The sequence below is a fragment of the Flexivirga sp. genome, assembly GCF_035551235.1.
GTDB lineage: Bacteria > Actinomycetota > Actinomycetes > Actinomycetales > Dermatophilaceae > Flexivirga.
This window is the reverse complement of the sequence record NZ_DASZNO010000054.1, coordinates 109505-135915: the sequence shown is the minus strand read 5'-3', so window position 1 is coordinate 135915 and position 26411 is coordinate 109505. Positions and strand designations below refer to the sequence as shown.

Annotated in this window: 28 protein-coding genes; 15 read left to right on the top strand and 13 right to left on the bottom strand. The window is 69.2% G+C overall.

Annotated elements, in window-relative coordinates:
* Positions 1–43 precede the first annotated feature (43 nt).
* The 4 genes from VG502_RS21770 to VG502_RS21755 all read right to left on the bottom strand — a co-directional run bounded on the left by VG502_RS21770 (position 44) and on the right by VG502_RS21755 (position 3735).
* Positions 44–1177 (bottom strand): acetoin utilization protein AcuC, encoded by a 1134-nt coding sequence (locus tag VG502_RS21770; protein ID WP_325552470.1) that lies wholly within the window; start codon positions 1175–1177, stop codon positions 44–46.
* A gap of 89 nt (positions 1178–1266) precedes the next feature.
* Entirely contained in the window at positions 1267–1809 is a 543-nt protein-coding gene (locus tag VG502_RS21765; protein ID WP_325552457.1) for a GNAT family N-acetyltransferase, read from the bottom strand.
* A 106-nt stretch (positions 1810–1915) separates the two neighbouring features.
* Entirely contained in the window at positions 1916–2767 is an 852-nt protein-coding gene (gene proC / locus VG502_RS21760) for a pyrroline-5-carboxylate reductase (protein ID WP_325552455.1), read from the bottom strand.
* A 5-nt stretch (positions 2768–2772) separates the two neighbouring features.
* Positions 2773–3735 carry a proline dehydrogenase family protein gene (locus VG502_RS21755; RefSeq protein WP_325552453.1) on the bottom strand — a complete coding sequence of 321 codons (963 nt, stop codon included), beginning with the start codon at positions 3733–3735 and terminating at the stop codon, positions 2773–2775.
* A 119-nt stretch (positions 3736–3854) separates the two neighbouring features.
* On the opposite strand from VG502_RS21755, the gene VG502_RS21750 reads away from it, so the two are divergent.
* Entirely contained in the window at positions 3855–4631 is a 777-nt protein-coding gene (locus VG502_RS21750; protein WP_325552452.1) for an NIPSNAP family protein, read from the top strand.
* Positions 4628–5077: an Rrf2 family transcriptional regulator gene (locus VG502_RS21745; protein ID WP_325552451.1), complete on the top strand. Its 450-nt coding sequence runs from the start codon at positions 4628–4630 to the stop codon at positions 5075–5077. The genes VG502_RS21750 and VG502_RS21745 overlap by 4 nt, the downstream gene beginning before the upstream one ends.
* Before the next feature lie 15 nt (positions 5078–5092).
* On the opposite strand, the gene VG502_RS21740 is transcribed toward VG502_RS21745, so the two are convergent.
* Together VG502_RS21740 and VG502_RS21735 are read right to left on the bottom strand one after the other, a co-directional pair.
* Entirely contained in the window at positions 5093–5902 is an 810-nt protein-coding gene (locus VG502_RS21740; protein WP_325552450.1) for a sugar phosphate isomerase/epimerase family protein, read from the bottom strand.
* Positions 5902–6828: a Ppx/GppA family phosphatase gene (locus tag VG502_RS21735; protein ID WP_325552449.1), complete on the bottom strand. Its 927-nt coding sequence runs from the start codon at positions 6826–6828 to the stop codon at positions 5902–5904. Before VG502_RS21735 ends, VG502_RS21740 begins: the two co-directional genes overlap by 1 nt.
* Positions 6829–6930: 102 nt before the next feature.
* Between VG502_RS21735 and VG502_RS21730 the strand changes: the two genes are divergently transcribed.
* Both VG502_RS21730 and VG502_RS21725 read left to right on the top strand, forming a co-directional pair.
* Positions 6931–7755: a DUF3109 family protein gene (locus VG502_RS21730; protein ID WP_414655769.1), complete on the top strand. Its 825-nt coding sequence runs from the start codon at positions 6931–6933 to the stop codon at positions 7753–7755.
* Entirely contained in the window at positions 7752–8465 is a 714-nt protein-coding gene (locus VG502_RS21725; RefSeq protein ID WP_325552446.1) for a class I SAM-dependent methyltransferase, read from the top strand. The genes VG502_RS21730 and VG502_RS21725 overlap by 4 nt, the downstream gene beginning before the upstream one ends.
* A gap of 4 nt (positions 8466–8469) precedes the next feature.
* On the opposite strand, the gene VG502_RS21720 is transcribed toward VG502_RS21725, so the two are convergent.
* Positions 8470–9279: a ZIP family metal transporter gene (locus tag VG502_RS21720; RefSeq protein ID WP_325552445.1), complete on the bottom strand. Its 810-nt coding sequence runs from the start codon at positions 9277–9279 to the stop codon at positions 8470–8472.
* A gap of 86 nt (positions 9280–9365) precedes the next feature.
* On the opposite strand from VG502_RS21720, the gene radA reads away from it, so the two are divergent.
* The 7 genes from radA to VG502_RS21685 all read left to right on the top strand — a co-directional run bounded on the left by radA (position 9366) and on the right by VG502_RS21685 (position 16325).
* Positions 9366–10910 carry a DNA repair protein RadA gene (gene radA, locus VG502_RS21715; RefSeq protein ID WP_325552443.1) on the top strand — a complete coding sequence of 515 codons (1545 nt, stop codon included), beginning with the start codon at positions 9366–9368 and terminating at the stop codon, positions 10908–10910.
* Between the two features lie 89 nt (positions 10911–10999).
* Positions 11000–12076, top strand: a complete 1077-nt coding sequence (gene disA, locus VG502_RS21710) for a DNA integrity scanning diadenylate cyclase DisA (protein ID WP_325552441.1) — start codon at positions 11000–11002, stop codon at positions 12074–12076.
* Between the two features lie 80 nt (positions 12077–12156).
* A complete protein-coding gene (locus VG502_RS21705) occupies positions 12157–13059 on the top strand; it encodes an HhH-GPD family protein (protein WP_325552439.1) in 903 nt (300 codons plus the stop codon).
* Positions 13060–13082: 23 nt separating this feature from the next.
* Positions 13083–13613, top strand: coding sequence for a gluconokinase (locus VG502_RS21700; RefSeq protein WP_325552438.1), 531 nt, complete (start codon positions 13083–13085; stop codon positions 13611–13613).
* A 48-nt stretch (positions 13614–13661) separates the two neighbouring features.
* The gene (locus VG502_RS21695; RefSeq protein ID WP_325552436.1) at positions 13662–14471 is read left to right on the top strand and encodes an ABC transporter permease; all 810 of its coding nucleotides are present in this window, start codon (positions 13662–13664) and stop codon (positions 14469–14471) included.
* Positions 14472–14593: 122 nt separating this feature from the next.
* Complete coding sequence (locus VG502_RS21690; RefSeq protein ID WP_325552435.1) at positions 14594–15352, top strand: ABC transporter permease; 759 nt, start codon at positions 14594–14596, stop codon at positions 15350–15352.
* Position 15353: 1 nt separating this feature from the next.
* The gene (locus VG502_RS21685) at positions 15354–16325 is read left to right on the top strand and encodes an ABC transporter ATP-binding protein (protein WP_325552433.1); all 972 of its coding nucleotides are present in this window, start codon (positions 15354–15356) and stop codon (positions 16323–16325) included.
* A gap of 243 nt (positions 16326–16568) precedes the next feature.
* On the opposite strand, the gene VG502_RS21680 is transcribed toward VG502_RS21685, so the two are convergent.
* Positions 16569–16913 carry a UBP-type zinc finger domain-containing protein gene (locus VG502_RS21680; RefSeq protein WP_325552468.1) on the bottom strand — a complete coding sequence of 115 codons (345 nt, stop codon included), beginning with the start codon at positions 16911–16913 and terminating at the stop codon, positions 16569–16571.
* 156 nt (positions 16914–17069) lie between these two features.
* Here VG502_RS21680 and VG502_RS21675 point away from each other — a divergent pair, with 156 nt between their 5' ends.
* Entirely contained in the window at positions 17070–17534 is a 465-nt protein-coding gene (locus VG502_RS21675; protein ID WP_325552431.1) for a GNAT family N-acetyltransferase, read from the top strand.
* A gap of 9 nt (positions 17535–17543) precedes the next feature.
* Here VG502_RS21675 and VG502_RS21670 read toward each other — a convergent pair whose 3' ends face one another.
* Positions 17544–18077 (bottom strand): CGNR zinc finger domain-containing protein, encoded by a 534-nt coding sequence (locus VG502_RS21670; RefSeq protein WP_325552430.1) that lies wholly within the window; start codon positions 18075–18077, stop codon positions 17544–17546.
* A 25-nt stretch (positions 18078–18102) separates the two neighbouring features.
* Here VG502_RS21670 and VG502_RS21665 point away from each other — a divergent pair, with 25 nt between their 5' ends.
* Complete coding sequence (locus VG502_RS21665; protein ID WP_325552428.1) at positions 18103–18297, top strand: hypothetical protein; 195 nt, start codon at positions 18103–18105, stop codon at positions 18295–18297.
* A gap of 10 nt (positions 18298–18307) precedes the next feature.
* On the opposite strand, the gene VG502_RS21660 is transcribed toward VG502_RS21665, so the two are convergent.
* Positions 18308–18820, bottom strand: coding sequence for an amino-acid N-acetyltransferase (locus VG502_RS21660; protein WP_325552427.1), 513 nt, complete (start codon positions 18818–18820; stop codon positions 18308–18310).
* 217 nt (positions 18821–19037) lie between these two features.
* On the bottom strand, positions 19038–21569 hold the full coding sequence (locus VG502_RS21655; protein WP_325552425.1) for an ATP-dependent Clp protease ATP-binding subunit: 2532 nt from the start codon (positions 21567–21569) through the stop codon (positions 19038–19040).
* A 212-nt stretch (positions 21570–21781) separates the two neighbouring features.
* Here VG502_RS21655 and VG502_RS21650 point away from each other — a divergent pair, with 212 nt between their 5' ends.
* Complete coding sequence (locus tag VG502_RS21650; RefSeq protein WP_325552423.1) at positions 21782–22939, top strand: hypothetical protein; 1158 nt, start codon at positions 21782–21784, stop codon at positions 22937–22939.
* 25 nt (positions 22940–22964) lie between these two features.
* Here VG502_RS21650 and VG502_RS21645 read toward each other — a convergent pair whose 3' ends face one another.
* The gene (locus VG502_RS21645; RefSeq protein ID WP_325552422.1) at positions 22965–23492 is read right to left on the bottom strand and encodes an arsenate reductase/protein-tyrosine-phosphatase family protein; all 528 of its coding nucleotides are present in this window, start codon (positions 23490–23492) and stop codon (positions 22965–22967) included.
* Between the two features lie 261 nt (positions 23493–23753).
* Between VG502_RS21645 and VG502_RS21640 the strand changes: the two genes are divergently transcribed.
* Entirely contained in the window at positions 23754–25289 is a 1536-nt protein-coding gene (locus tag VG502_RS21640) for a tyrosine-protein kinase domain-containing protein (protein WP_325552420.1), read from the top strand.
* Positions 25290–25300: 11 nt separating this feature from the next.
* Here VG502_RS21640 and ku read toward each other — a convergent pair whose 3' ends face one another.
* Entirely contained in the window at positions 25301–26326 is a 1026-nt protein-coding gene (gene ku, locus VG502_RS21635; protein ID WP_325552419.1) for a non-homologous end joining protein Ku, read from the bottom strand.
* Positions 26327–26411 lie beyond the last annotated feature (85 nt).

The following is a 26411-nucleotide window of genomic DNA, read 5'->3' as shown; positions in this document are numbered from 1 at the left end:
CACACCCCCGGCCACAATTCCGCGAGGAGTCTTCGCAAAAGGTTCAGTCGAACCAGACGTCGAGGCCGTGGGAGGGGAAGACCGCTTCCCGCGTCGCCAGCACCGACCGGTCGATGGCGTTGTCGGGGTCGACGCCGGACTCCCAGGAACGCCACCAGACGTGCCCGTTCTCGGCCTGGCCGTCGCCCATCCGCGCCGGCCCGGGGCGGTCGAAGGTGCGCTCGACGTGTTCCCGCCATACAGCGGGGACCTCGGTGTCCAGGTCGATCGGGCGATGCGCGGCGATCGCGGTGAGGTGGGTCCAGGCGCGCGGCACGACGTCGATGAGCTCGTACCCGCCACCGCCGAGCGCGACCCACTTGCCGCCGGTGACTTCATGGGCGAGCTCGTGCAACGTCTGGTACGCCGTGCGCTGTGCGTCGATCGAGAGCGCCATGTGCGCCAGCGGGTCCGCGTAATGGGAGTCGCAGCCCTGCTGGCTGACCAGGACATCCGGCTCGAACGCGCGCACCAGCGACGGCACGACCGCGTGCAGCGCCCGCAGCCAGCCGGCATCCCGGGCACCCGGGGGCAACGCGATGTTGACCGCGGTGCCCTCGGCGTCCGGGCCACCGATGTCGCCGGGAAAACCGGTGCCGGGAAAGAGGACCCGCCCGGTTTCGTGGATCGAGATGGTCAGCACCCGGGGGTCGTTCCAGAACGCGCGCTCGACGCCGTCGCCGTGGTGCACGTCGACGTCGACGTAGGCGACGCGTTCGGCGCCGTTGTCCAGCAGCCACTGGATGCCGAGGGCGGCGTCGTTGTAGATGCAGAAGCCGGACGCCTTGCCCGGCATCGCGTGGTGCAGGCCGCCGCAGAAGTTGACGCCGTGGTCGATCTCGCCGCGCCATACGTCCTGGGCGATCCGCACCGTCGAACCGGCGATCAGCGCCGACACGTCGTGCATGCCGGCGAACGCCGGGTCGTCCTCGGTCCCCAAGCCGTATGCCGGATCCGCCGCCGACGGGTCGGCCGACGCGGCACGCACAGCGTCGATGTAGTCCGCACTGTGCACCCAGGACAGGAACGCGTCGCTGCCATCGGGCAGGGTCGGCGCGACGATCTCGAGGCCCGGGGAGTCGAAAACGCCCAGCTCACGGCACAGCCGCGCCGTGAGATCGAGCCGGATCGGGTTCATCGGGTGCTGCGGGCCGAAGTTGTATGCCGACAGCTCCTCACCCCATACGACTCGCACTCGGGGGTCGGCGGCGGTCACGGCGGAGCCGCTCAGAGCACCGAGCTCGGCACCGCGCCCGGGTCGTCGCCCAGCGGATAGACCATCGCCATTTCGTTCTCGGACACGTCTCCGTCATCGGAGGAGGAACTCTGCATCGGCCGGCGGCCGTCGGTCGGGCGGAAACCGAAGCTGGACGCGAAGGCCACGGCACGACCGTTGTCGGTGCCGACCCAGTAGAGGACGAAGTCATAGCTGTCCTGGCGGGCCTGCCGCACGCCTGCATCGACGAGCTTCCAGGCGACGCCCTTACCGCGCAGCTCCGGGCTGACCCAGAGGCCGAAGAGCTCGCTGACCCGCTCGTCATCACCCTTCGTGCTGCCGACCGAGACGACCCCGACGACCTTCTCGCCGTCTTCTGCGACCAGTCGCCGGGACCGCTTCACGCGGGCCTGCCACAAGTCGTCGTCGAACTTCTCCTCCTGCGAAACCGACGCCGCGAAGGCGTCGGGCGCTTCGCGCAGGGCAGTCAGTCGAACGTCCCGGTAAACCTGCCATTCCTCATCCCCGAGGGCGCGCACCGTGATGTCAGTCATGGACACAACTCTCCCATGTATCCCGCGGCGCCGGTCACCAGGTGCGGTGAACGGAGCGCGGGGCCTCGATAACGATTGGTCTTCACGCCCGGCCCGAGCCGGGTCTTCAGGCCTGACCTGCCGCCAACTCCGCGGAGCGCTTGGCTGCGGCCTCCATGGCGGTCACGAACGCAGCCCGCACCTTGTGGTCGTCCAGTTGGCGCAGGGCCGCGACGGTGGTGCCGCCGGGGCTGGACACCCGCTCGCGCAACAGCGTCGGGTGGTCGCCGGTCTCGGTCAGCATGGTGGCGGCGCCATACAGCGTCTGGACGACGAGCTCGGTGGCCGTGGCGCGGGTGACGCCGAGCAGCACGCCTGCTTCGACCATCGCCTCCACGACGTAGAAGATGTATGCCGGGCCGCTGCCGCTGATCGCGGTGACCGCGTCCAGCTGGCTCTCCGGCACGGCAACCACCTTGCCGGACGGGCTGAGCAGCGCCTGCGCGTCGGCGACCTGGCTGTCGTCGCAGTGGGTGCCGGGGCTGACCGCCGTCATACCCTGGCCGACCAGGGCGGGGGTGTTGGGCATGACGCGCACGACCGGCGTGCCCGCGGGCAGGCGTTCCTCGAGGTATGCCGTGGTGAGTCCGGCCGCGACCGAGATGACCACCGCACCCGGTTGCAGGTGGGCGCCCACCTCCTCCAGCAGCGCACCCATGTCCTTCGGCTTGACCGCGAGTATGACGCTGCCGGCGCCCGCAACTGCCTCGGCGATGGTGCCGGCCCGCACGCCATACTTCTCGGCGACCTCGGCCTGGCGTTGGGCGCTGTGGTCGGAGACGACGACCTGGTCCGGACTGCCATCACGCACGAGCCCGGCGAGCAGCGCCTCACCCATCATGCCGACGCCGAGGAAGGCGACGCGCTGCCGCGCGGATTCGCTGTGCTGGTCGTTGTTCTCGGGCATTTTCTCGGGCATTTCGGTCAGCCTTTCGTGGAACCGGAACGTCGGACGTACATCATGTCGGCAGGGCGCTCGGCCATCCGGTGCACGGCGTAGCGGTACCAGCGGCTGCGGTCGCCATACGGAACGTAGACCCGCACGGCGACGCCCGCCTGTGCGAGGCGCAGCTGCTCCTCGGGCCGGATGCCGAAAAACATTTGGAACTCGAAGGATTCGGGCGCTCGCAACTCCTTGTCGGCCAGCGAGCGGGCAACGTCGATCAGGTCCGCATCGTGCGTGGCCAGCATCGGGTAACCCTTGCCCTCCAGCAGCACCTTGGCGCAACGCACATAGGACAGTCGCACGTCCCGCTTGTCCTCGAAACGGGCGGAATCCGGCTGCGAGTGGGCAGCTCCCTTGCACAGGCGGACGCGGCTTCCGGCGGTCGCCAGGTCACGGCAATCGGCCTCGGTCCGGCGCAGATCGGCCAGCAGCACCGCACCGACCCACGGGAAGTCGGCCCGTAGGTCGCGCACCACCTCCAGCGTCTGGTCGACCGCCGTGGGGTCCTCCATGTCGATGGTGACCGTCGTGCCGGCAGCGGCGGCCGCCTCGCAGATCTGTCGCGCATTGTCGAGTGCGACCTTCGCGCCGTCCTCGGACAGCGCCCGGCCCACGGCGCTGAGCTTGATGCTGACCTCGGCGGCACCACGCTGCGTCGCGCCCGCCTCCTGCAGGGCACGCAGCATCGCCAGGTGGGCGTCCCGATTGCGGCTGGCCTGTGCGACGTCGACGGTGTCCTCGCCGAGGAAGCTGACCGTGGCGAGCCGCCCACTCGCCAGCAGCTCGGTGGCGGCGGCGACGCCGGCTGCGGTGTCCTCCCCCGCGATCAGGCGCTGCAGCGCCGCGCGACTGACCGGCGCGCGCTCGACGACTCGCCGCACGGAGTCGCTGCGGCCGAGGCCGAGCAGTCCCTGTCGCAACGCTGCGCGGGGGTCGATCACGGGTGGCTCCTTCACTGCCGTCGAGCGGTCGATCCGAGCGTATGGCGGAACCACTTGCCGGCGCGGAGCGACCCCGGCGTCAACTTGAAAGGAGCCTGGCAGTCGGACAGAGTGTAACCATGACGATTACACTCTCGTTCGACCACTGTCCCGTGATCGAACTGCGGCGATACCGGCTGCAGGCCGGTCGACTGCACGATCTCCTTGCGACGTTCGAACGTCATCTCGTCGAGCCGCAGGAGGACGCCGGCATGATCGTGGGCGCGACGTTCGCCGACGAGGACGATCCGGACTCGTTCACCTGGTTGCGAGGTTTCGCCGATCATGACGCCCGTGTCCGGGCGCTCGAGGCGTTCTATGGCGGACCGGTGTGGGCACGCCACCGCGACGCGGCCAACGCGACCATGGTCGACAGTGACGACGTGCTCCTGCTGCGGCCCACCCGGCCCGCTCACCGACCGGCGGCCGCCGTGGCACGCGGTGCGGCCGGTGCGGATCCTCGACACGAGCGGGTGCTGCTCGGGACGCATCTGGTCGGCGACGACGGGGACTCCCTCGAGCACTGGTTCGCCACCGCTGCGATCCCCGCGCTCGAGGACGTTCTGGGCGTTCGTACGGCGGCGTGGCGCACCGATCCCGCTCCCAACGGTTTCCCCCGCCTGCCGGTGCGCGACGACAGGGCGCTCGCCTGGCTCGCGGTGTTTCCCGACGCGGAGGCCCGGAACGACGCTGCGGCACGCGTCAGCTCCGCGGACATCGGCCGCGAACTCGAACGCCGCACGCATCGCTCACGCACCTTCCGGCTGGCACCGACCGCACGCTCAGCTCATCCGGCCGCCGAGCCCCCGCGCCGGCGCGCCGCAGATGCGGACACGACCCCGACGGACGCCGGGTGAGCGCCAACAGCCAACTGACGGTGGCCGTGCACGCGCTGTGCTGGCTCGAGTACGCGAGGCGTACCGGGCGCCCGGCCCTCACCTCGGCGGAGATCGCCGACAGCCTGGCCAGCCACCCGGTCCTCGTCCGACGTACGCTCGCGCCGCTGCGGGATCACGGCCTGCTCGAGGTCACCGGACGCGGACCCGGCGCGGGGTGGCGACTGGCCCGGCCCGCAGCCGCCGTCACCCTCGCCGATCTGCATGCGGCGCTGGCGGAGCCGGTGCCGTTCGACCTGCACCCGCACGAGCCCAAGCAGACGTGTCCCGTCGGCTACGGCATCCGTCCGGTGCTGAGCGAGGCCTACGCCGACGTCCAGTCGGCGATCAGCGCCACACTCGCGACGCGGAGCGTCGCCGACATACTCGACGCCACGCTCACCGAGCATCCCCTCCCGGCATCGTGAGCACATCCACGGCGGTCAGCGCGCTGCAGGTGCGGCGAAGTGCAACCGGGCAAAGGCGAGCGCCTCGGCCAGGTCGAGCTCGCGCTGCTCGGCCGAGTGCTTGCGGGTGCCGACCTCGAGGACGACGTCACCGGTGTAGCCGCGCCCGGCGAGTGACTCCAGCAGGTCGGCGCACGGCTGTGAGCCGCGACCGGGCACCAGGTGCTCGTCCTTGAACGAGCCGGACCCATCGGCCAGGTGGATGTGGGCGAGCCGGTCCCCGAGCTGCTCTGCCATGTCCATGGCGTCCGATCCGGCCGTCGCCGTGTGCGACAGGTCGAGCGTGACGTGCTCGTAGTCGAGCTCGACCGGGTCCCAGCCCGGCAGGTAGGCCTGCATCTCGCGGCCGCGCGCCCGCCACGGGAACATGTTCTCGACACTGATCCGCACGTCGGTCCCGGCGTTGCGCTCGGCGATGCCCTGGATGAACTCCACGGCATACTCGCGCTGCCACCGGAAGGGCGGGTGCACCACGACGGTCTGTGCACCGACCTCCTCGGCGAGCGCGACCGAGTTGTCGATCTTGGGCCACGGGTCAGGGCCCCAGATGCGTTGGGTGAGCAGCAGGGTCGGCGCGTGGATCGACACGATGGGTATGCCGTAGTGGTCGACCAGCTTGCGCAGTGCGCCGGACTCCTGGCTGACGGGGTCCGTCCACACCATCACCTCGACGCCGTCATAGCCGAGGCGTTCGGCCAACGCGAATCCATCGACGACGCCCAGCGGGTAGACCGACGACGTCGATAGGGCGATGCGCCCCTGCGGCAGGGTGATGCCCGGTGCCATCAGGCGCCGAGCCAGTCGAGCCGGCGCAGGATGACACCCTCTCGCAGAGCCCACGGGCACAGGTCGAGGGACTCGACGTCCAATACGTCCATTGCCCCGTGTATGACGATCGCGCCCGCCAGCAGCTGGCGGGCCCGACTGGCGGAAACGCCTGGCAGCGCTGCGCGTTCGTCGGCCGTCATCTCCGCCAGACGTGGCACCAGGTCGCCGAGGGCGGCACGTTCGAGAACACGCTTCACCCGCGGACCGTCACCTCGTGGGGCCGCACCCAGCACACGGGCCAGGGAGCGGATGGTCTTGCTGGTGCCGACCACCCGGTCCGGCGTGCCGACCTTGTGCAGGTCTCGCACCACCCGTGCGATGTCCGAGCGTGCCTGCTTGCGCAGCACCTTCAGGTCGGTGGCGGCCGGCGGGTCACCGGCCAGCTCGCGGGTGAGCCGGCCGGCGCCGAGCGGGAGGCTGAGCGCGACGTCGGGCTCCTCGTCGATCCCGGCCGCGAACTCCAGCGATCCACCACCGATGTCGATCACCAGCAGTCGTCCCGCCGACCAGCCGAACCAGCGGCGTACGGCGAGGAACGTCAGCCGCGACTCGTCGGCGCCCGACAGGACCTCCAGCTTCACGTCCGTGGCCGCATGCACCTGGGAGAGCACGTCGTCGCCGTTGGGTGCCTCCCGGATCGCGGAGGTGGCGAACGCCAGCAGGTCCTCGCAGCCCTGGTCATCGGCGATGGAGAGGCATTCGTGCACGAAGGCCGTCAGCTGCTCGACCCCGTCCGGCGAGATGCAGCCGTCGGCAGTGGTGTGCTCGGACAGGCGCAGCTCGCGCTTGTGGGAGGTCGCAGGCAGCGGATGGGCACCGGGGTGCGCATCGACCACGAGCAGGTGGACCGTGTTGGATCCCACGTCGATCACACCGAGCCGCATGTGTTCCAAACTATCCGACGCCGGGCCAGGCTCCTCATCTCCGCACCAGATGCTGATACGTGACGGCCGTCGCCCGGCCGGTTCGCGGGACGCACACCTACGATGTGGCTCGTGGTCGAAACAGCACTGGAAACCCCGCGGACCTGGGTCGAGTTCGACAACCCGGACGACGCCGAGGAACGCTTCCGCTGCGACCTGACGTGGCTCACGTCGTCGTGGACCTGCATCTTCGGCGCTGGCTGCCAGGGGATCTACGAGGACGCACCGGACGTCGGCTGCTGCACCCTCGGTGCCCATTTCTCCGACAAGGACGACCTCAAGAACGTCAGGGCCGCGGTTCGCGAGCTCGGAGCCGACGAGTGGCAGTACTACGACGAGGGCCACTCCCAGGACGGATGGCGCGAGAAGGAGGACGGCGACTGGAAGACACGCGTCGTCGACGGCGCCTGTATCTTCCACAACCGGCCCGGCTTCCCCGCCGGTGCCGGTTGCGCGCTGCACCAGCACGCCATACTCACCGGCGTCCCGCCGCACACGATCAAGCCGGACGTCTGCTGGCAGCTGCCGATCCGACGCACCTACCGCACGGTGGAGCAGCCGGACGAGACGTCATACCTGGAGATCTCGATCGGTGAGTACGACCGTCGCGGATGGGGCCCGGGCGGGCACGACCTCGACTGGTACTGCTCGGGCAATCCCGAGGCGCACGTGGGCAGTTCGCCGGTCTACGTCTCCAACGAGGGTGAGCTGCGGCACCTCATGGGCGACAACGCGTATGACGAGCTGGCGCTTCGTTGTGAGGCACATCTGCTGCAGGCGACAGCGCTGCGGCAGGCCGGCCCCGGTGGGCGCAAGCTGCTGCCGCTCTTCGTGCACCCGGCGACGCTCCTCGCGGAAGAAGCAGCAGAGTCGCGGAAGGCCAAGTGACACAAGAGGATTCGCCGCCCGAGGCGATCCCGTCACCGAACATCTGGATCACGCCGAGCACATACGAGATCGAGAACCGCGGGGTCGATCCGGACGGCGTCATCTGGGCGGCGATGCGACAGGTGCGCGACTGGCAGGGTGCCGACGTGCTGGACATCGGGTGCGGCAGCGGCTTCCACCTGCCGTTCTTCGCGCGTACCGCGCGGTCGGTGGTCGGTGTCGAGCCACATCCACCACTGGTGGACGCGGCGCGGGCGCGGGTGGCTGACGCGGGCCTGGCTGCCTCGGTCGAAGTGCGCGCCGGAGTCGCGGAAAAGCTTCCGCTGGAAGCGGATTCGGTGGACGTCGCGCATTCCCGGTGGGCATATTTCTTCGGCGCCGGGTGCGAGCCGGGGCTTGCCGAGCTGGACCGGGTGATGCGCCCCGGCGGCGTTGCCTTCGTGGTCGACAACGACGCGTCCCGCTCGACCTTCGGCGCCTGGTTCCGGCAGGCGCTGCCGTCATACGACCCGGTCGGGGTGGAGCGCTTCTGGCGGCGCGTGGGCTTCGCCTCGGTGCCGGTGATGATGCGGTGGGCGTTCGACTCCCGCGCCGATTTCGAGGCGGTCGTCCGGATCGAGTTCACTCCGGCGAACGCCGAGCGGATCCTCGCCGAACACGAGGGCACCGGCGTGGACTACGCCGTGTTCGTCCGCTGGCGTCGTTACTGACGGATCACGCCCCGCCGGCGGAGACGATCGCGTCGGTGAGGAAGCCGGCGGCAAGCCCGATCAGCACGCCGTAGGCGAGCAGGTCCGTGCGCCGGGTGCGGGCCGCGACACCGATGAGCTGCATGACGACATACAGGATCGAACCGGCGGCGAGGGTGAGGAAGATGACGCTCACCGCATCGCTGGTGAAGCTGTGCCCGACCCAGGTGCCGACGAACGTCGGCCCGCCACCGATCAGCGCGAGCAACAGCAGCCGCCCCCATGTCGGCAGCCGGCGCTGACCGGCGTCGTCGACATCGGCGGCCAGCGGCGCCGTGATGCCGAAGCCCTCGGTCGCGTTGTGCAGCGCGAAACCGACCACCAGCAGGGTGGCCATCGCGATCTCGCCGGTGGCAGCGGCCTGCCCGATCGCCAGGCCCTCCGCGAAGTTGTGCAGTCCGATGCCGACCGCGATCAGCGTCGCCAGCTGCATCGGCTGCAGGGCGTGCGCAGCACGAGCCTTGCGCAGCATCCACTTCTCGTAGCCCACCAGCGCGAGCAGGCCCACCGTGAGACCACCCGCGAAGAGCACGCCGTAGCCGATCGCCGAGCCGACCCCACCCTTGCCGGCGTGCACGTCGGACAGGGCGGCATCGATCGGCTCCCAGGCACCGGACGACACGTCCCAGAACAGGAAGAGCAGCACGCCGACCGCGATGGCGTTGAGCAGCGTTCGAGTGCTTACGGCCGGCGCACGCAGGCGACCCAGCGGCATGCCGAGCAGGATGGTCGCGCCGGCGATGAGGCCGAGGACCAGGGTGTTGGCGAGTGACATGAACATCCTTCGTCGGGGGTTAGGCGAGGCTAAGCTACCCGCACACCTTGAGAGGGGTGTCGGCAGCCGCCTCTAGAGTCCGGCGTATGGCGAGCAGCACACGCAAGAAGGCACCGGCCCCGACCTACCGCTGCACGGAGTGCGGGTGGCAGGCGATCAAGTGGGTCGGCCGCTGCGGCGAGTGCCAGGCGTGGGGCACGGTGGCCGAGGTCGGGCAGCAGCAGGTCCGCACCGCACCGGCGGCGACCATCGAGCGACCCGCGCTGCCGATCGGCGAGGTCGACGCGTCCCGCGCCCAGCACCGCGCGACCGGTGTCGGCGAGTTCGACCGGGTCCTCGGCGGTGGCCTGGTGACCGGCGGAGTCGTGCTGGTCGCCGGCGAGCCGGGCATCGGCAAGTCCACCCTGCTGCTCGACGTCGCGGCGCGCGCGGCGCGCGACGGCCAGACCGTCCTCTACGTCAGCGGCGAGGAGTCGGCGGCCCAGGTGCGGCTGCGCGGCGAGCGCATCGAAGCCATGGCGCGCGACCTCTACCTCGCCAGTGAGACCGATCTGGGCACCGTGCTGGCCCAGATCGACAAGCTGCAGCCCGACCTGCTGATCATCGACTCGGTGCAGACCATCGCCTCGGCCGAGGTCGACGGCGCACCGGGCAACGTCAGCCAGGTGCGCGAGGTCGCGGCCGCGATCATCCAGGTCGCCAAGCGGCAGGGCATCGGCACGCTGCTGGTCGGGCACGTCACCAAGGACGGCTCGATCGCCGGACCACGGGTGCTCGAGCACCTGGTCGACGTCGTCGTCCAGTTCGAGGGCGAGCGACACTCGCGCCTCCGGCTGGTCCGTGCCGCCAAGAACCGCTTCGGCCCGACCGACGAGGTCGGCTGCTTCGATCTGACCGAGCTGGGCATCACCGGCCTGCCCGACCCCAGCGGACTCTTCCTGTCCCACATGAAGGAGCCGGTCGCCGGCACCTGCGTGACCGTCACCCTGGAAGGCCGACGGCCGCTGGTCACCGAGGTGCAGGCCCTGCTCGTGCCCGGCAACGGCGGCTCGGCGCGGCGCACCACCAACGGCGTCGACAACGCTCGCACCGCCATGATCCTGGCCGTGCTCGACCGCCGTGCGGGCGTGCGACTGCGCGACGACGACTGCTACGTCTCGACGGTCGGTGGGGCCAAACTCTCCGAGCCGGCCGCGGACCTGGCGATCGCGCTCGCCCTGGCTTCGGCCAAGGACGGCTGCCCGATGCCCTTGGGAACCCTCGCGGTCGGCGAGGTCGGCCTGGCCGGCGACGTGCGTGGCGTCGGTGGCGTGCCGCGCCGGCTCGCCGAGGCGGCCCGCATCGGCTTCAAGCGGGCGATCGTGCCGGCCGGGTCGATGGGCACCGAGACCGCCCCGGCCGGGATGCGGGTGATCGAGGTTCGCGACGTGCACGCGGCGACGCGCGCCATCGCCATGCCGGTGAACGGAGGCGAGCACACGAGCGAGGCACGCAGCCGAGCGCAGAGGCGCGCAGCCGAGGGAAGAGGCGCGACCGAAAGCCTGAGCGCCGACCGAGGCGAGCACACGAGCGAGGCACGAGCGAGGCGCGCAGCCGACGGAAGAGGGGCGACGGAAAGCGTGACGAACTGATCGCGGCCGCTCGGACACATAGCGATCGGACAGGCACGACCCATGCGTGGTGGCCGTCCCGGACGCCCGCACGCACCTACACTGACGGAGTGAGTCGCTCCCCCGAAGTCATCCTCCGCGAGACCCTCGCGGCCGTTGCGCCCGGCACCGATCTGCGCGACGCGCTCGAGCGGATCCTGCGTGGGCGCACCGGCGCACTGATCGTCATCGGCCACGACGCCGTCATCGAGGACATGTCCTCCGGCGGCTTCCCCATCGACATCGAGTTCACCGCGACCCGGCTGCGCGAGCTGGCCAAGATGGACGGCGCGATCGTCGTCAACAGCGACGTGTCCCGGATCCTGCGGGCCGGCACCCAGCTGATGCCCGACCCGAGCATCGAGACCAAGGAATCCGGCACCCGGCACCGCACCGCGGAGCGCGTCGCCAAGCAGACCAGCTTCCCGGTCGTGTCGGTCAGCCAGTCCATGCACATCATCGCCCTGTATGTCGGGGGCGTGCGCCACGTCATCGAGGGCTCCAACGCGATCATGTCCCGCGCCAACCAGGCGCTGCAGACCCTCGAGCGTTACAAGTCGCGCCTCGATGAGGTGACCGGCACGCTGTCGGCACTGGAGATCGAGGACCTGGTCACCGTGCGCGACGTCGCGAGCGTGCTGCAGCGACTGGAGATGGTGCGCCGGATCAGCGAGGAGATCAGCGAATACGTCGTCGAACTCGGCACCGACGGCCGGCTGATCTCGCTGCAGCTGGACGAGCTCGTCGGCGGGCTGAGCGACGACCGCGAGCTGGTGGTGCGCGACTACGTCGACTCCAACCGCTCCGACATGAGCGTCGAGGACGCCATCACCCGGCTCGGGGAGATGAGCTCCACCGAGCTGCTCGACCTGTCGGCCGGTGCTCGCGCCGCGGGCTTCTCGGTGATCGGCGACATGCTCGACCTGTCCGTCAGCCCGCGCGGCTACCGCCTGCTGACCAAGGTTCCGCGGCTGCCCGGTGCCATCGTCGACCGGCTCGTCGATCATTTCGGCACGCTGCAGAAGCTGCTCGCCGCGGACTTCGACGACCTGATGGCGGTCGAGGGTGTCGGCGAGAGCCGGGCCCGTGCCGTGCGCGAGGGCCTGTCCCGCCTGGCGGAGAGCAGCATCCTCGAGCGCTACGTCTGAAGCACCCCACGACGTTTCTCCTCCAATTCGCTCCCCCGAATACTTCGCGAGGACCCCGCATGAGACCCCACGAAATTTCCATGAGCGACGTCGAGGCCCTGCACGACACGATCCTGCGCTGGTATGACGCAACCGCCCGCGACCTGCCCTGGCGCGTGCCGGCCGAGCAGTGGCCGTGGCCGGAGGTCGACCGGCCGTGGGCGGTGCTCGTCTCCGAGGTGATGCTGCAGCAGACTCCGGTCGCCCGGGTGGAGCCGGTATGGCGCTGCTGGATGCAGCTCTGGCCGACGCCGGCCGCGCTGGCCGCGGCCTCCCCCGGCGATGCGGTCCGCGAGTGGGGCCGGCTCGGCTACCCGCGCCGGGCGCTGCGCCTGCACGCTGCGGCGACCGCGATCACTGAGGGGCACGACGGCGTCATACCGGCGAATGTGCAGCAGTTGCAGGCACTTCCGGGCATTGGCAGCTACACCGCGGCGGCCGTGGGGGCGTTCGCATTCGGCATCCGCGCGACGGTCGTGGACGTCAACGTGCGCCGGGTCGAGGCCCGCCTGGTGACCGGCGCCGAACACCCGGCACCGAGCCTGAGCGCCGCGGAGACCCGGCTCGCCGAGAGCCTGTTGCCGGTGGCCGACGAGGACGCCGCCCGGTGGAACGTCGCCGTCATGGAGCTGGGTGCGCTGGTCTGCAAGGCGGCGAGTCCGGACTGCGGGAAGTGCCCCGTGGTCGATGGTTGCGCGTGGGTGCTCGCCGGCCGCCCGGAGCACGACGGGCCACGCAGGAAGGTCCAGAAGTGGCACGGCACCGATCGACAGGTCCGCGGCAAGCTGCTCGCGGTGCTGCGTGGTGCGACCGGCCCGGTGCCGCGTGCCGACCTGGACATCGTCTGGCACGACCCCGGCCAGCGCGACCGCTGCCTCTCCTCGCTCATCGAGGACGGGCTCGTCGAGGCGCTGCCACGGGAACGCTTCCGTCTGCCGGCCTGACCGTGGCTGGTTAGAGTGTCGCCATGACTGATGCTGCCAGCCACGCCCAGTTCCTCATCGTGATGGGGGTTTCCGGCTCCGGGAAGACCACCCTCGGCGAAGGCATCGCCGAGGCCATGGGATGGCTGTATGCCGAGGGCGACGACTTCCACTCGCAGGCCAACGTCAGCAAGATGGCCTCGGGCGTGCCACTCACCGACGAGGACCGCTGGCCGTGGCTGCGCGCGATCGGCACCTGGATCGACGAGCACGAGCGCGACGGCCGCAGCGCCGTCGTCACCTGCTCCGCCCTGAAACGGACCTACCGGGACCTGCTCCGCGAGGGTCGCGACAACGTGCGTTTCGTCTACCTCGACGTCCCGCAGCAGGTGCTCGAGGAGCGGCTCGCCAAGCGCACCGGTCACTACATGCCGCCGTCGCTGCTGCCCTCCCAGCTCTCGGCGCTCGAGCCGCTGCAGGACGACGAGGACGGCGTCGTCGTGCACGCGCACCAGACCCCCGAGGCATCGCTCGCCGAAGCGCTCGACCTGTTGGGCCTGACTGCGAAGGCCTGACCTCAGGGGGTTGCCATGGCGACCCAACTTCGGTAAGTTCTCGCGTTTGTGCGTGCGGCTGCGATCTATCCCTATGGCCGCCTCTTCACAGCCGGCTTCCGCGAGCAGGCCGCCTACCGCCTGGCGATGTTCGGCGGCCTCGTCGCGAACCTGACCTTCGGCTTCCTGAAGGTCGCGATGCTCTTCGCCACTGTGCGTGCCGCGGGCGGCACGGTCCAGGGGTATGACGTCGGCAGCATGAGCGCCTACATCTGGGTGTCCCAGGGCCTGCTCGGCTCGGTCAACCTGCACGGCCGCCTCGACTTCTCGGACCGGATCAAGAACGGCGACGTCGCCATCGACTTCCTGCGACCGGTCAACGTCCAACTGGCAACGATCGCAACGGAAGTCGGCAAGGCGGTCTTCGCCCTGGTCCCCCGCGGAGTGCCGAGCGTCGCCATCGGCGCCCTGGTCGTCGGTATGACGATGCCCAGCTCCCCCGCGTCCTACGTGCTCGGCGCGGTGAGCCTTGTCGTCGGGATCACGATCTCCTTCTCGACCGTGTATCTCGTTGCCGTTGCCGGGTTCTGGCTGATCGAGACGCGCGGTATCCAGATCCTCTACATGGTTCTCTCCGGCTTCTTCGCGGGGCTGTTCGTGCCGATCGCGCTCTTCCCCGACTGGCTGCTGGCGATCGCCGAGGCCACCCCGTGCCCGTCGATGATGATGTATCCGATCGACATCCTGACCGGGCGCACCACCGGCGGCGCGGCATACGGGCTGGTGTGCGTGCAGTTCGCCTGGTTGGCCGGAACGCTGCTCGTCGGCCACCTGCTCACCACTGCCGGACAACGCAAGCTGGAGGTGCAAGGCGGATGAGAATCACCCCACGAAGTTCTCCTCCGCTTCGCTCCCCCGATACTTCGCGGGGACCCCGAGTCCTCGATACAGCTTCTCTGCCAGGCAGATTCGACGGTTACCGCGCGGTCCTCGCATCCCGGATGCGCTCGCAGCGCAGTTACCGCAGCAACTTCATCATCGATCTGGTCAGCTCGGGTCTGGTCGGCGCGATCGAGCTGGCCGAGGTCTGGCTGCTCTTCCATCAGGTGACCGTGCTCGGCGGCATGGACTTCAAGCAGGTCCTGCTGGTCTTCGGGCTGGCCGACATGTCCTACTCGATCGCGGACATGTTCGTCGGCCACTGCGACACGCTGCCGAAGTACATCCGGGAGGGCACCCTGGACGTCTTCTACCTGCGACCGCAACCACTCCTGCTGCAACTGATGACCAGCGACATCTCGCTACGTCGCCTGACCCGCGCCGCAATCGGCCTCGCATCATTGGTGATCGGGCTGTCGATCAACGACATCCACTGGTCCGTGGCGCACATCGGGTTGCTGGTCCTGACGATCGTCTGCGCGATCGCGATATTCTCCGCGATGTACATCTGGGCCGCCGGCATGCAGTTCTTCCTGATCCAGGGCGCCGAGTTCACCAACGCCTTCGTGTACGGCGGACGCTACGCGTCGACGCAGCCCGCCGCGGTGTGGTCGCTGCCGCTCAAGGCGCTCTTCGGCTTCGTCTTCCCCATGGCGCTGGCGGCATACGTCCCGGCACTGCGCCTGCTCGACCTGCCCGGGCCGGCGGGTATGCCGAACTGGCTCGCGTGGTGCACGCCGATCGCCGCGGCGTGGATGTGGGGCTTCGCATTGATCATGTGGCGCTTCGGTGTCCGGCACTACCAAGGAGGGGGCGGCTGACATGACTGACGGCCTGATCATCGAAACGGACGGGTTGACAAGGGAGTTCACGCGTCGCGGCAAGGGCCGCGACGCGCTGCACCGCCATACGCTGCGAGCGGTCGACGAGTTGCGGCTGACGGTGCGGCCCGGCGAGTCGGTCGGCTACATCGGCGCGAACGGTGCCGGCAAGTCGACCACGATCAAGATGCTGGTCGGGATCCTGGTCCCCACCAGCGGCACGGTGCGCACCTGCGGCATCGACCCGCACAAGGAGCGCAAGCGCCTCGCGGCGCAGGTCGGTGTCGTCTTCGGGCAGCGCTCGCAGCTGTGGTGGGACCTGCCGGTGCGCGAGTCGTTCGAGATCCTCGCCGCGATCCACCGGCTGCCGGGCGCCGACGCCCGCGCCCGGACCAACGAACTCATCGAGCAGCTCGAACTGCAGGAGTTCCTCGCGACACCGGTGCGTCAACTCTCCCTCGGCCAGCGGATGCGCGCCGAGGTCGCCGCCGCTCTGCTGCACCGGCCACGCCTGGTCATCCTCGACGAGCCGACGATCGGCCTCGACGTGCTGTCCAAGCAACGACTGCGCGAGTTCCTCATCACCGAGCGCCGCGAGCACGGGACCACCCTGCTGCTCACCACCCACGACATGGGCGACATCGAGCGGCTCTGCGAGCGCGTGCTGGTCGTCGACCACGGCCGGGCGGTGTATGACGGCAGCCTCGACGGGCTCGCGCGGCGGGCCGGCGCGGAGCGCACCCTCGTGCTGGATTTCGCCGACGCGACGCCGGACCTGACCGGCATACCGCACACGACACACCTGGGCAGCGAGGTCGCCGGAGCCCGCCAGCGGTTGGCCTTCGACTCGGAAATGACCACTGCCGCAGCAGTTCTCGTCGCCGTCGGTGAACACGCGCAGCTGCGCGACCTGTCCATCGAGGAGCCGGACATCGAGGACGTCGTACGCCGCATCTACCACGCCAGCCGCTGAGCCCGGACCCAGACCCAGACTCAGACCCAGGCCTCTCTTCGCCGAGAGGACACGCAAACACCGAGAGGACACCAAATTCGCCCCGAATTGCCCCTGATTTGCCGGTCCTCTCGGCAATTGCGTGTCCTGTCGGCATTTGTGGTGTGGTGTGTCGGCGAGGGGCGGCGGTGGGTCGGTCAGCGGTGGTCGGGCGGTGGTGGTGTCGACGAGGGGGCGGCGGTGGGTCGGTCAGCGGTGGGTCGGTCAGCGGTGGATGAGCTCCATCCAGTTGGCCGGCACCCGATCCCGTGGCGCCGGAGCACCTTGATCGGCGGGGTGGCTGGTCGGCTCGGCAAGAGACGGTCCGGCCACCATCTGCTGCGACACGTAGTCGTAGAACCAGTCCTCACCGGGCTCGAAACTCTGCACGATCCGGTGACCGGTGTCGGTCGCATGCTTGGTCGCGTGCTGGCCCGGTGACGAATCGCAGCATCCGACATGTCCGCAGGCGGCGCAGCGGCGCAGGTGCACCCACCAGCCGCCGGCCGCATCGCAGTCCTGGCAGCCCGCGCCGCTCGGCGGGACGTCGACGTCGATCTGGCCGTCCATGGAATCGCTCACCCTTGAAACGCTAGCCCAGTGAGTCAGAAATGGAGCAGGTATGGATGTGCGCAAAGGCGCCGGCCGGGCGCGGAGCGACTGTCGAGCGATGTTGCACGCGCCGAAAGCCGCGGCCGGAGCGAAGTGCGTCATACCTTCGACCTCATGACCAGGATCGAAGTACGCAGGGCACGCGCGGGAGACGAGGCTGCTCTCGTCGGGCTACGGGCGGAGATGTTCCGCTCGATGGGTATGGCGACCGACGATCCCCTGTGGCGCGCGAACGCCCACGCGTGGTTCGAGAGCCGGTTGGGCGATCCGTCCTACGGGATCTTCGTCGTCACCGCCGACGAACGGGTGGTCGCAAGTGCGATGGGTTGCGTGCGCGACGCCGCGCCGTCGCCGACCTCACCCGACGGCGGCGACGTCCTGGTCAGCAACGTCTGCACGGCGCCGGCGCATCGCGGTCGCGGGCACGGTCGCGCCGCCTTCGACGCCGTCATGGCCTGGGCCCGCACCCAGGGCGTCGGCCGCGCCGAGCTGATGGCCACCGAGGCCGGCCGTCGGATGTACGAGAGTGCCGGATTCGAAGCACGACATGCCCCGGTGATGCGTGCTCCGCTCCGGTGAGGAGTCGCGTCATACGGCGCGAGCCCGGTGCCGGCGCACCGCGTCGCGATTGGCGCAGCGCACCGAGCAGTAGCGCTGCCGCCCGTTGCGGGTGACGTCGACGACGACGTTCGCGCACGGATCTCCCGGCGTCAGGCTCGCGGCACAGCGCCCGAGCCGGTGCATGCCACGCGTCGTCAGGTGCAGCGCCGTCCCGACGCTGATGACCGCACGCAGCACGTGCGGCATCGTCTGGTCCTCGTCGCGGTAGTGCAGGTGCCATCCCTCGTTGTCGTGGTCGACCAGCCGCGGGTATGCCGTGGCGCGTTTCATCAGCACATTGAGCAGCCGGGCACGCTCATCCGGATCCTGCGCATCGACCACCGCGAGCCACTGATCGATGACCCTTCGGGTCTCGGTGTGATCACCCGGTGCTTCCGGGAATGCCATCGTCATCCCGAACTCCCGCGTGCGCGCATCGATCCCGGCGCGATCTTCCGGCCAGTCGTTCGCGAGCGATGCGGCCAAGAGCACGGCATACTCACCGTAAGGGTTGAGTTGCATAAGGCCATTACATCACGCTGTTGGTATGACGCCCAGACACCAAGCTCAGATCCTCGAAACCGCAGCACTCGCAACGGAACACGCGTGGGTCACCGAGTCACGACATCCCACCTCGCTCGGCGTCGTGCTCTACGTGCGGTGCGCCGACTGCGGCGCCCGGCGGGTGGATCTGCACGAGGCGAGGAGCATCGCGCCCGAGGGCATCAGCCGCCCGGTGTGAGCGGGTCCCCTCAGAACGTCAGCAGCATCCGGGTGTTGCCGAGGGTGTTGGGCTTCACCCGGTCGAGGTCGAGGAACTCCGCGACACCCTCGTCATACGACTGCAACATCTCGGCATAGACCGCCGGCTCGACCGGATCGCCGTCGATCTCCGAAAACCCGTGTGCCGAGAAGAAACCCACCTCGAAGGTCAGGCAGAAGACCCGGCTCACGGCGAGCTCACGCGCCCGGTCGAGCAGCGCGTCCAGCAAGGTGCTGCCGATGCCCAGGCCCTTCTCGTCCGCTGCGACGGCCAGCGTACGGACCTCGGCGACGTTCTCCCACATGACGTGCAACGCCCCACACCCGACGAGCCGGTCCTCGCGTTCGACGACGAGGAACTCCTGCACGCCCTCGTAGTAGGCGACCGCGGGCTTGGGCACGATCGCTCGGGATTCGACATACGGCTTGGTCAGCTCTCGGATCCCGCGCACGTCCGTCGCCTGGGCCGGCCGGAGGTGCAGTGCGGGATCTTTCAGCGTCATGGACCCATCTTTCCGCAGGGCCCACCGGCGTGTGCAAGCAGACCGTCCCGAACCCGCGACCGTTGCCACTTGCGCACGCAAATCGGCCGTATCGCCCACCCACCCAGCAACCGTTGCCGCTTGTGCACCCGGCCGGCCCTGGGCGAAGCGGGTATGACGAAGGGGCCGGGCGAAACTCGCCCGACCCCTTTGCGTCATACACCCTGTGGCGTGACCGTCACTCCTTGCCGAGGTCGACGCCGCCGCTGCCGGCGGTCTCGACGTTCAGCGAGTCCGGAGCCTGCGGCTTCGGGCTGCCGGTGAAGGTGAACTTCGCGTCCTTGCCCTCGCCCTCGATGTCGACCAGCACGATCTCGCCGGCACCGATCTCGCCGTAGAGGATCTTCTCGGACAGCACGTCCTCGACCTCGCGCTGGATGGCGCGACGCAGCGGTCGGGCACCCAGTGCCGGGTCGTAGCCGCGCTCGGCGAGGACCTTCTTGGCGGCGGGCGTGAGCTCGATCGCCATGTCCTTGTCCTTGAGACGCTCGTCCAGGTCCGCGACCCGCAGGTCGACGATCTGGACGATCTCCTCCTGCGTCAGCTGCGGGAAGACGATCGTGTCGTCGACACGGTTGAGGAACTCGGGCCGGAAGTGCTGCTTGAGCTCGTCCTGGACCTTGGCCTTCATCTTCTCGTAGCCGGTCGAGCTGTCGTTGCCCGACGCGAAGCCGAGCGAGACGCCCTTGGAGATGTCACGCGTGCCGAGGTTGGTGGTCATGATGATCACGGTGTTCTTGAAGTCGACCACCCGGCCCTGGCTGTCGGTCAGGCGACCGTCCTCCAGGATCTGCAGCAGCGAGTTGAAGATGTCCGGGTGTGCCTTCTCGACCTCGTCGAAGAGCACCACCGAGAACGGCTTGCGCCGCACCTTCTCGGTCAGCTGGCCACCCTCCTCGTAACCGACGTAGCCGGGAGGCGAACCGAAAAGCCTTGAAACAGTGTGCTTCTCGGAGAACTCCGACATGTCGAGCGTGATCAGGGCGTCTTCGTCGCCGAAGAGGAACTCGGCGAGCGACTTGGCCAGCTCGGTCTTACCGACACCGGTCGGACCGGCGAAGATGAACGAGCCGCCGGGACGACGCGGGTCCTTCAGGCCGGCGCGGGTACGCCGGATGGCCTGCGACAGACCCTTGATGGCGTCGTCGTTGCCGATGACGCGCTTGTGCAGCTCTTCCTCCATCCGCAGCAGGCGGCTGGACTCCTCCTCGGTCAGCTTGAAGACCGGGATGCCCGTCGAAGCCGCCAGGACCTCGGCGATCAACTCCTCGTCGACCTCCGCGACGACGTCGATGTCGCCGGCCTTCCACTCCTTCTCGCGGTGCTCCTTGGCCTGGATCAGCTTCTTCTCGTCGTCGCGCAGGGACGCGGCCTTCTCGAAGTCCTGACCGTCGATCGCCGATTCCTTCTCCCGGCGGACGTGGGCGATCTTCTCGTCATACTCGCGCAGGTCTGGCGGAGCGGTCATCCGGCGGATGCGCAACCGGGCGCCCGCCTCGTCGATCAGGTCGATCGCCTTGTCCGGCAGGTGCCGGTCGTTGATGTAGCGGTCGGCCATGTTGACCGCGCCCACCAGCGCTGCGTCGGTGATGGTGACCCGGTGGTGCGCTTCGTAGCGGTCGCGCAGCCCCTTCAGGATCTCGATCGCGTGCGGGATCGTCGGCTCCATGACCTGGATCGGCTGGAACCGGCGCTCGAGCGCGGCGTCCTTCTCGATGTGCTTGCGGTATTCGTCGAGCGTCGTCGCACCGATCGTCTGCAACTCGCCACGAGCCAGCATCGGCTTGAGGATCGAGGCAGCGTCGATCGCGCCCTCCGCGGCACCTGCGCCGACCAGGGTGTGGATCTCGTCGATGAACAGGATGATGTCGCCGCGGGTGCGAATCTCCTTGAGCACCTTGCGAAGTCGTTCTTCGAAGTCACCGCGGTAGCGGCTGCCCGCGACCAGTGAGCCGAGGTCGAGCGTGTAGAGCTGCTTGTCCTTCAGGGTCTCGGGCACGTCACCGCGCACGACATCCTGGGCGAGGCCCTCGACGACGGCGGTCTTGCCGACGCCGGGCTCACCGATGAGCACCGGGTTGTTCTTGGTCCGGCGCGACAGCACCTGCATGACGCGCTCGATCTCCTTGTCCCGGCCGATGACCGGGTCGAGCTTGCCCTCGCGCGCCGCCTGCGTCAGGTTGCGGCCGAACTGGTCGAGCACGAGCGAGCCGGCAGGGGTGCCGCTCTCCTGGCCCGGCTGGCCGACACCGGCGCCCTGCGGCTCCTTGCCCTGGTAACCCGACACCAGCTGGATGACCTGCTGGCGGACTCGGGACAGGTCGGCGCCCATCTTGACCAGGACCTGCGCGGCGACACCCTCGCCCTCGCGGATCAGGCCGAGCAGGATGTGCTCGGTGCCGATGTAGCTGTGGCCGAGCTGCAGGCCCTCGCGCAGGGACAGCTCGAGAACCTTCTTGGCGCGCGGGGTGAAGGGAATGTGCCCGGACTGGGTCTGCTGGCTGGGGCCGATGATCTCCTGGACCTGCTCGCGCACCGCGTCCAGGGAGATGCCGAGGCTCTCCAGCGCCTTCGCGGCCACACCCTCGCCCTCGTGGATCAGCCCGAGCAGAATGTGTTCGGTGCCGATGTAGTTGTGGTTGAGCATGCGCGCTTCTTCCTGAGCGAGCACCACAACTCGCCGCGCGCGGTCGGTGAACCGTTCGAACATCTCTAACTCCTCGGGTAGCTCTCGCTACCATCGATGCTAACTGCAGCAGCTGATTTCGCCCGTGTTGACCACTGGGCGGTCAGCGAAGCTGCGGCAGGTCTTGGTGCGGACAACGCCAGCGGTCGCCAGCATGTTCCACCGATGGCCCCTGTGGCCAGTTGTTCGCGCAGAGCGAACAAAACCCGGCATCACGAGGTCGATAGCATCCGGGCATGACGGCCGTACATATCGAAGTGCTGGGCTCGGTCTTCGCGGTCGACATACCTTCCGCGGACGACGCCGGCCGGATCCGCGACCAATGGGCCCGCTGTATGGCGCCGGCCGACGCCGCGACCGTCGGGGACGTCCCTTACGGGTCGCACGACGACAGCGACCGGCGCGACTACGCCCTGGCCAGCTCGCTCACGATGGCCGGCATCACCCAGGCAGCCGGGTCCCGGCTGATGCTGCACGCTGCGGGCGTCGCGGACCGCGGAACCGGGCAGGTCGCAGTGCTGGTCGCCGCATCGGGCACGGGCAAGACCACCGCCGCCCACCGGTTGTGCTCCACGGAGTTCGGTTACGTCAGCGACGAGACGGTGTCGATCGGCGCCGACGATGACGTGCTCCCCTACCCCAAGCCGCTGTCGGTCGTGATCGACGGCGACTCACCGCAGCACAAGTCGCAGCACGGGCCGGACGAGCTGGACCTGCAGCCCTGCCCGGCGCAGCCACACGCCGCGCTCTTCGCGTTGCTGGAACGCGACCGCGACGCGGAGGCCGAACCCGGCGCCGCACCGGCGCTGGAGCGCGTCCCGCTCATGGACGGCCTGCTCGAGCTGATCCCGCAGACGTCCGCGCTCCCGGCGATGCGCCGTCCGCTGCAGACGCTGGCCGGTGCACTGCAGCGCGCCGGAGGTGTATGGCGGCTGCGCTATCGCGAGGTCGAGGAGACCGCGACCCTGCTGCGCGACGCCCTTCGGTCCCGCACGCCGGACCCGACCCGGGTGGTCGCCTTCGAACCCGCCGACGACCGGTCGAGCCGCCCCACCCCCGAGCCGACGGAGCCCACGCAGCCGACGGACAGCGACCAGACGTCGGCCGCGAGTGACGAGGTGCCGGATCTGCCGGACACGACCTGCGTCATACGGGCGCCATACGTGGACGCCGTGGGCATCGAGGACGAGATCGTCGTGCTGGTCGGCAGCCGGCCGGCGCGGCTCAGCGGCCTGGGCGCGACGTTGTGGATCCACGCGGCCGCGTCGGAGTCCATCACGCGACTGACCGAGCTGTGCGTCGCCGAGCACGGCGATCACCCGCAGGCCGCGGATCTGGTGCGCGATGCGATCCGGGACCTGCTGCAGCACAGCGTGCTCCAGCAGGTCGGCTGACCCCAGTCCCGAGTCAGTCCCCGAATCAGTCCCCGAGTCGGGGCACCAGCTCGTCGAGCAACCCACTGATCCGGCCGGCCACCTCGTGGGCGAGCTCGGGGCCCCTGCGATAGGGGTCGGGGACGTCGTCCTCGTCCCGCGCGCGCTGGCGGAAGGCACCGATCTGCGACAGCAGCTCGCTGCCGTGCACCTCCGGCGGGTAGTCCCGGGCGATGCGGGCCAGCTGGCCCAGCGTGAAGGTGCGGCGCACCAGGCCCGGGAAGTCGTCCAGCACCACCGAGCGGTGGAAGGTCTCCATCGCCACGATCAGATCGGCCGATTCGATGATCTCCCGGCTCAGCGACTGGGCACGAAACCCGGACGGGTCACCGCCGAGCGCCTGGAGTTCCGCCGCCATCGTGCGTTCCATCGACGAGCCGACCAGCGCTCCGGCGCCGGCGCTGGCGAACGTCCACCCGACGATCTCGGAGCGCTCGGCCACGTTCCGTGCGTAGCGTTCGGCGAAGGGCGAGCGACAGATGTTGCCGGTGCAGACGAACAGCAGGTGCGGCATGGACGGACGGCTCCTTTGGATGGCGCAGTGTGGCGGACTAGCGGCGGAGTATGGCGGACTAGCGGCGGAGTATGGCGGAGTATGGCGGACGGCCGGCCATCATGGTCGCACGTCGGAGGCCGGCGAACCTCCTCCGATATACTCTCGCCGTTCTGTGCAATCTCGGGGGACGCAGACTGTCTCCCGAACGCCGGACGCTGATTCGTGGTCTCGATCCTCGACCCGGGCGCCGGCACATTTCTCTCGTCATGGAGACAGACGTTGACACTGGAAGACCTGTGGAAGCTCACGCGCCGCTACTGGATCATGCTTGCGGCATGCGCGTGCATCGGACTGGCTCTTGCCGCGGCATACACCTGGACCCGGACGAAGCAATACACCGCGTCCGCTCAGGCCCTCGTCGCCGCGCCGAGCAGTTCCGGTAGTGGCTCCACCTCCAGTGGTGCGGCATACAGCAGCGGTCTGGTGGCGCAGCAGCGGGCCGCGGTCTGGGCCGACCTGGCGACGTCCCGGCAGGTCACCGGCGAGGTCATCAAGGCGCAGAAGCTGTCCCTGACCAAGGACCAGCTGGCCACCCAGATCTCCGCGACCGTCCCGCAGGACAAGCCGATCATCACCGTCAGCGTCACCGCCGACAACCCCGGCCGCGCCAAGGCGATCGCCAACTCCGTCGTCGACGTGCTGACCACCTACGTCCAGAAGGCCGACCCGGGCACCGGCGTCGCCATCAAGAACACCTCCAGCGCGGTCCTGCCCAGCGCGCCGTCCTACCCGAAACCGACCAAGATCCTGCCGATCGGCCTGCTGGCCGGCCTGATCATCGGCTACCTGCTCGCGCTCATCCAGCACCGCCGTGACACCCGCGTCCGCACCACCGACGACGTCGAGGAGAACCTCGGTGCCAGCGTGCTCGGCGTCATACCCGCGACCCGGCAGCTCCAGGCCGCCGACCGGTCGCTGCACGGCAAGCAGGACTTCGCGACCCGCGAGGCGCTGCGCCAGCTGCGCACCAACCTGCGCTTCGTCGACGTCGACCACGACCCGCGCAGCATCGTCATCACCAGCGCCCGGATGAGCGAGGGCAAGTCGACCGTCTCCGCCGCGCTCGCCTGGGTGATCGCCGATTCCGGCGACAAGGTCATCCTCATCGACGCCGACCTGCGCCGCCCCGCCGTCGCCGGCATCTACGACCTCGACTCCTCGGTCGGGCTGACCCAGGTGCTGGCCGGAACCACCTCGGTCGAGGATGCGCTCCAGCCGACCGACAAGCCGGGCCTGTTCGTGCTGACCGCCGGGCAGATCCCGCCCAACCCGAGCGAGTTGCTCGGCTCGCAGCGGATGAAACAGCTCATCGAGTCGCTGACCGACACCTACCGGGTGATCCTGGACGCACCGCCGCTGCTGCCGGTGACCGACGCCGCGCTGTTGTCGGCGAGCGCCGACGGTGCGGTCGTCGTGGTCGCGGCCTCCGACACGCGCGTCGAGCACGTCCAGCGCGCCAGGCACAACCTCGAGGCCGTCGGCGGCCGAGTGCTCGGTGGCGTCCTCAACCGGGTCAACACCCGCCGGATCAACCGCATCATGTATGGCGACACGCAGTACGGCCACGGCGCCTATGGCACCTACGCCGGTGAGAAGTACTACGGCGACCCGGACAACCCCGCCCAGCGACCTTCCTCCAACGGGTCGCACGCGGCGCAGGGCGCCCACGCCGCACACACCGCGAGCACCGAGCGCACCGCGAGCGAGGACGTGCCGGAGAGCCGGCGGCTCCGCCGGCGCGAGCGCGCCCAGTAGCGACCGGTCGCTCAGCCGGCCTTCTTGGCCTGTTTCTTGGCGGTCTTCGCCGTCTTCTTCGTCGCGGACTTCGTCGAGGTCTTATTTGCTGCCGTCTTCTTCGATGACGCCTTCTTGGCGGGTTTGGAGGACGCGGTCTTCTTGGCGGCCGCCTTCTTCGCCGGCTCCTTCTTCGTCGAGCCCGACTCGGCCTTCGCGGTCGACTTCGAGGTGGCCTTCGACTCCTGATCGTCGGGCTCCTCGACCGGCTCACCCCGGGACTTCTTGGCGCGGTTGACGCTCTGCTGCAACGCGGCCAGCAGGTCGAGCACCTCGCCGCCCTCGTCCTCCTCCTCGGGCACGGCGGTCACCTCATTGCCCTCGAGCTTGGCGCGCACGACCTCCTTGACGGCGTCCTCGTAGTCGTCGCTGTAGTCGTCCGGGTCGTAGTCGCCGGACAGCGAGTCGACGAGCATCCCGGCCATCGCCAGCTCCGCCGACTTGGGTTCGACGTCGTTCGCATCGTCCAGCACGCCGAAGTCGGCGCTGCGGATCTCATCGGGCCACAACATCGTCTGCAGCACGATGACGTCCTCGCGAACTCGCAACAACGCGACCGTCGAGCGGGTGCGGATCGACACCGTCACCAGCGCGACCCGGTCTGTCGATCGCAGGGCGTCGCGCAAGAGGACGTAGGGCTTGACCGATCCCTTGTCGGGCTCCAGGAAGTAGCTCTTGTCCAGCAGCATCGCGTCGATCTGTGAGCTCGGGACGAACTTGTCGACCGCGATCTCCTTGCTGCTGCTCACCGGCAGCTGCGCCAGGTCCTCGTCGGTCAGCACGACCATCTGGCCGTCCTCGGTCTCGAAGCCCTTGGCGATGTCGTCATACGAGACCTGCTCGCCGTCGATCGAGCACACGCGCTGGTACTTGATGCGACCGCCGTCCTCCCGGTGCACCTGCCGGAACTGCACGTCGTGGTTCTCGGTCGCGGAGTAGAGCCGCACCGGCACATTGACCAGCCCGAAGGAGACAGCGCCCTTCCAAATTGCCCGCATTCATCGATTGTGCTGTGTCGGTGTGACAGGCAGCAAGCGGTGCGTCTCCTGTTGCGCTCGGGTTCAGGGCAAGTTCAGGGCAAGA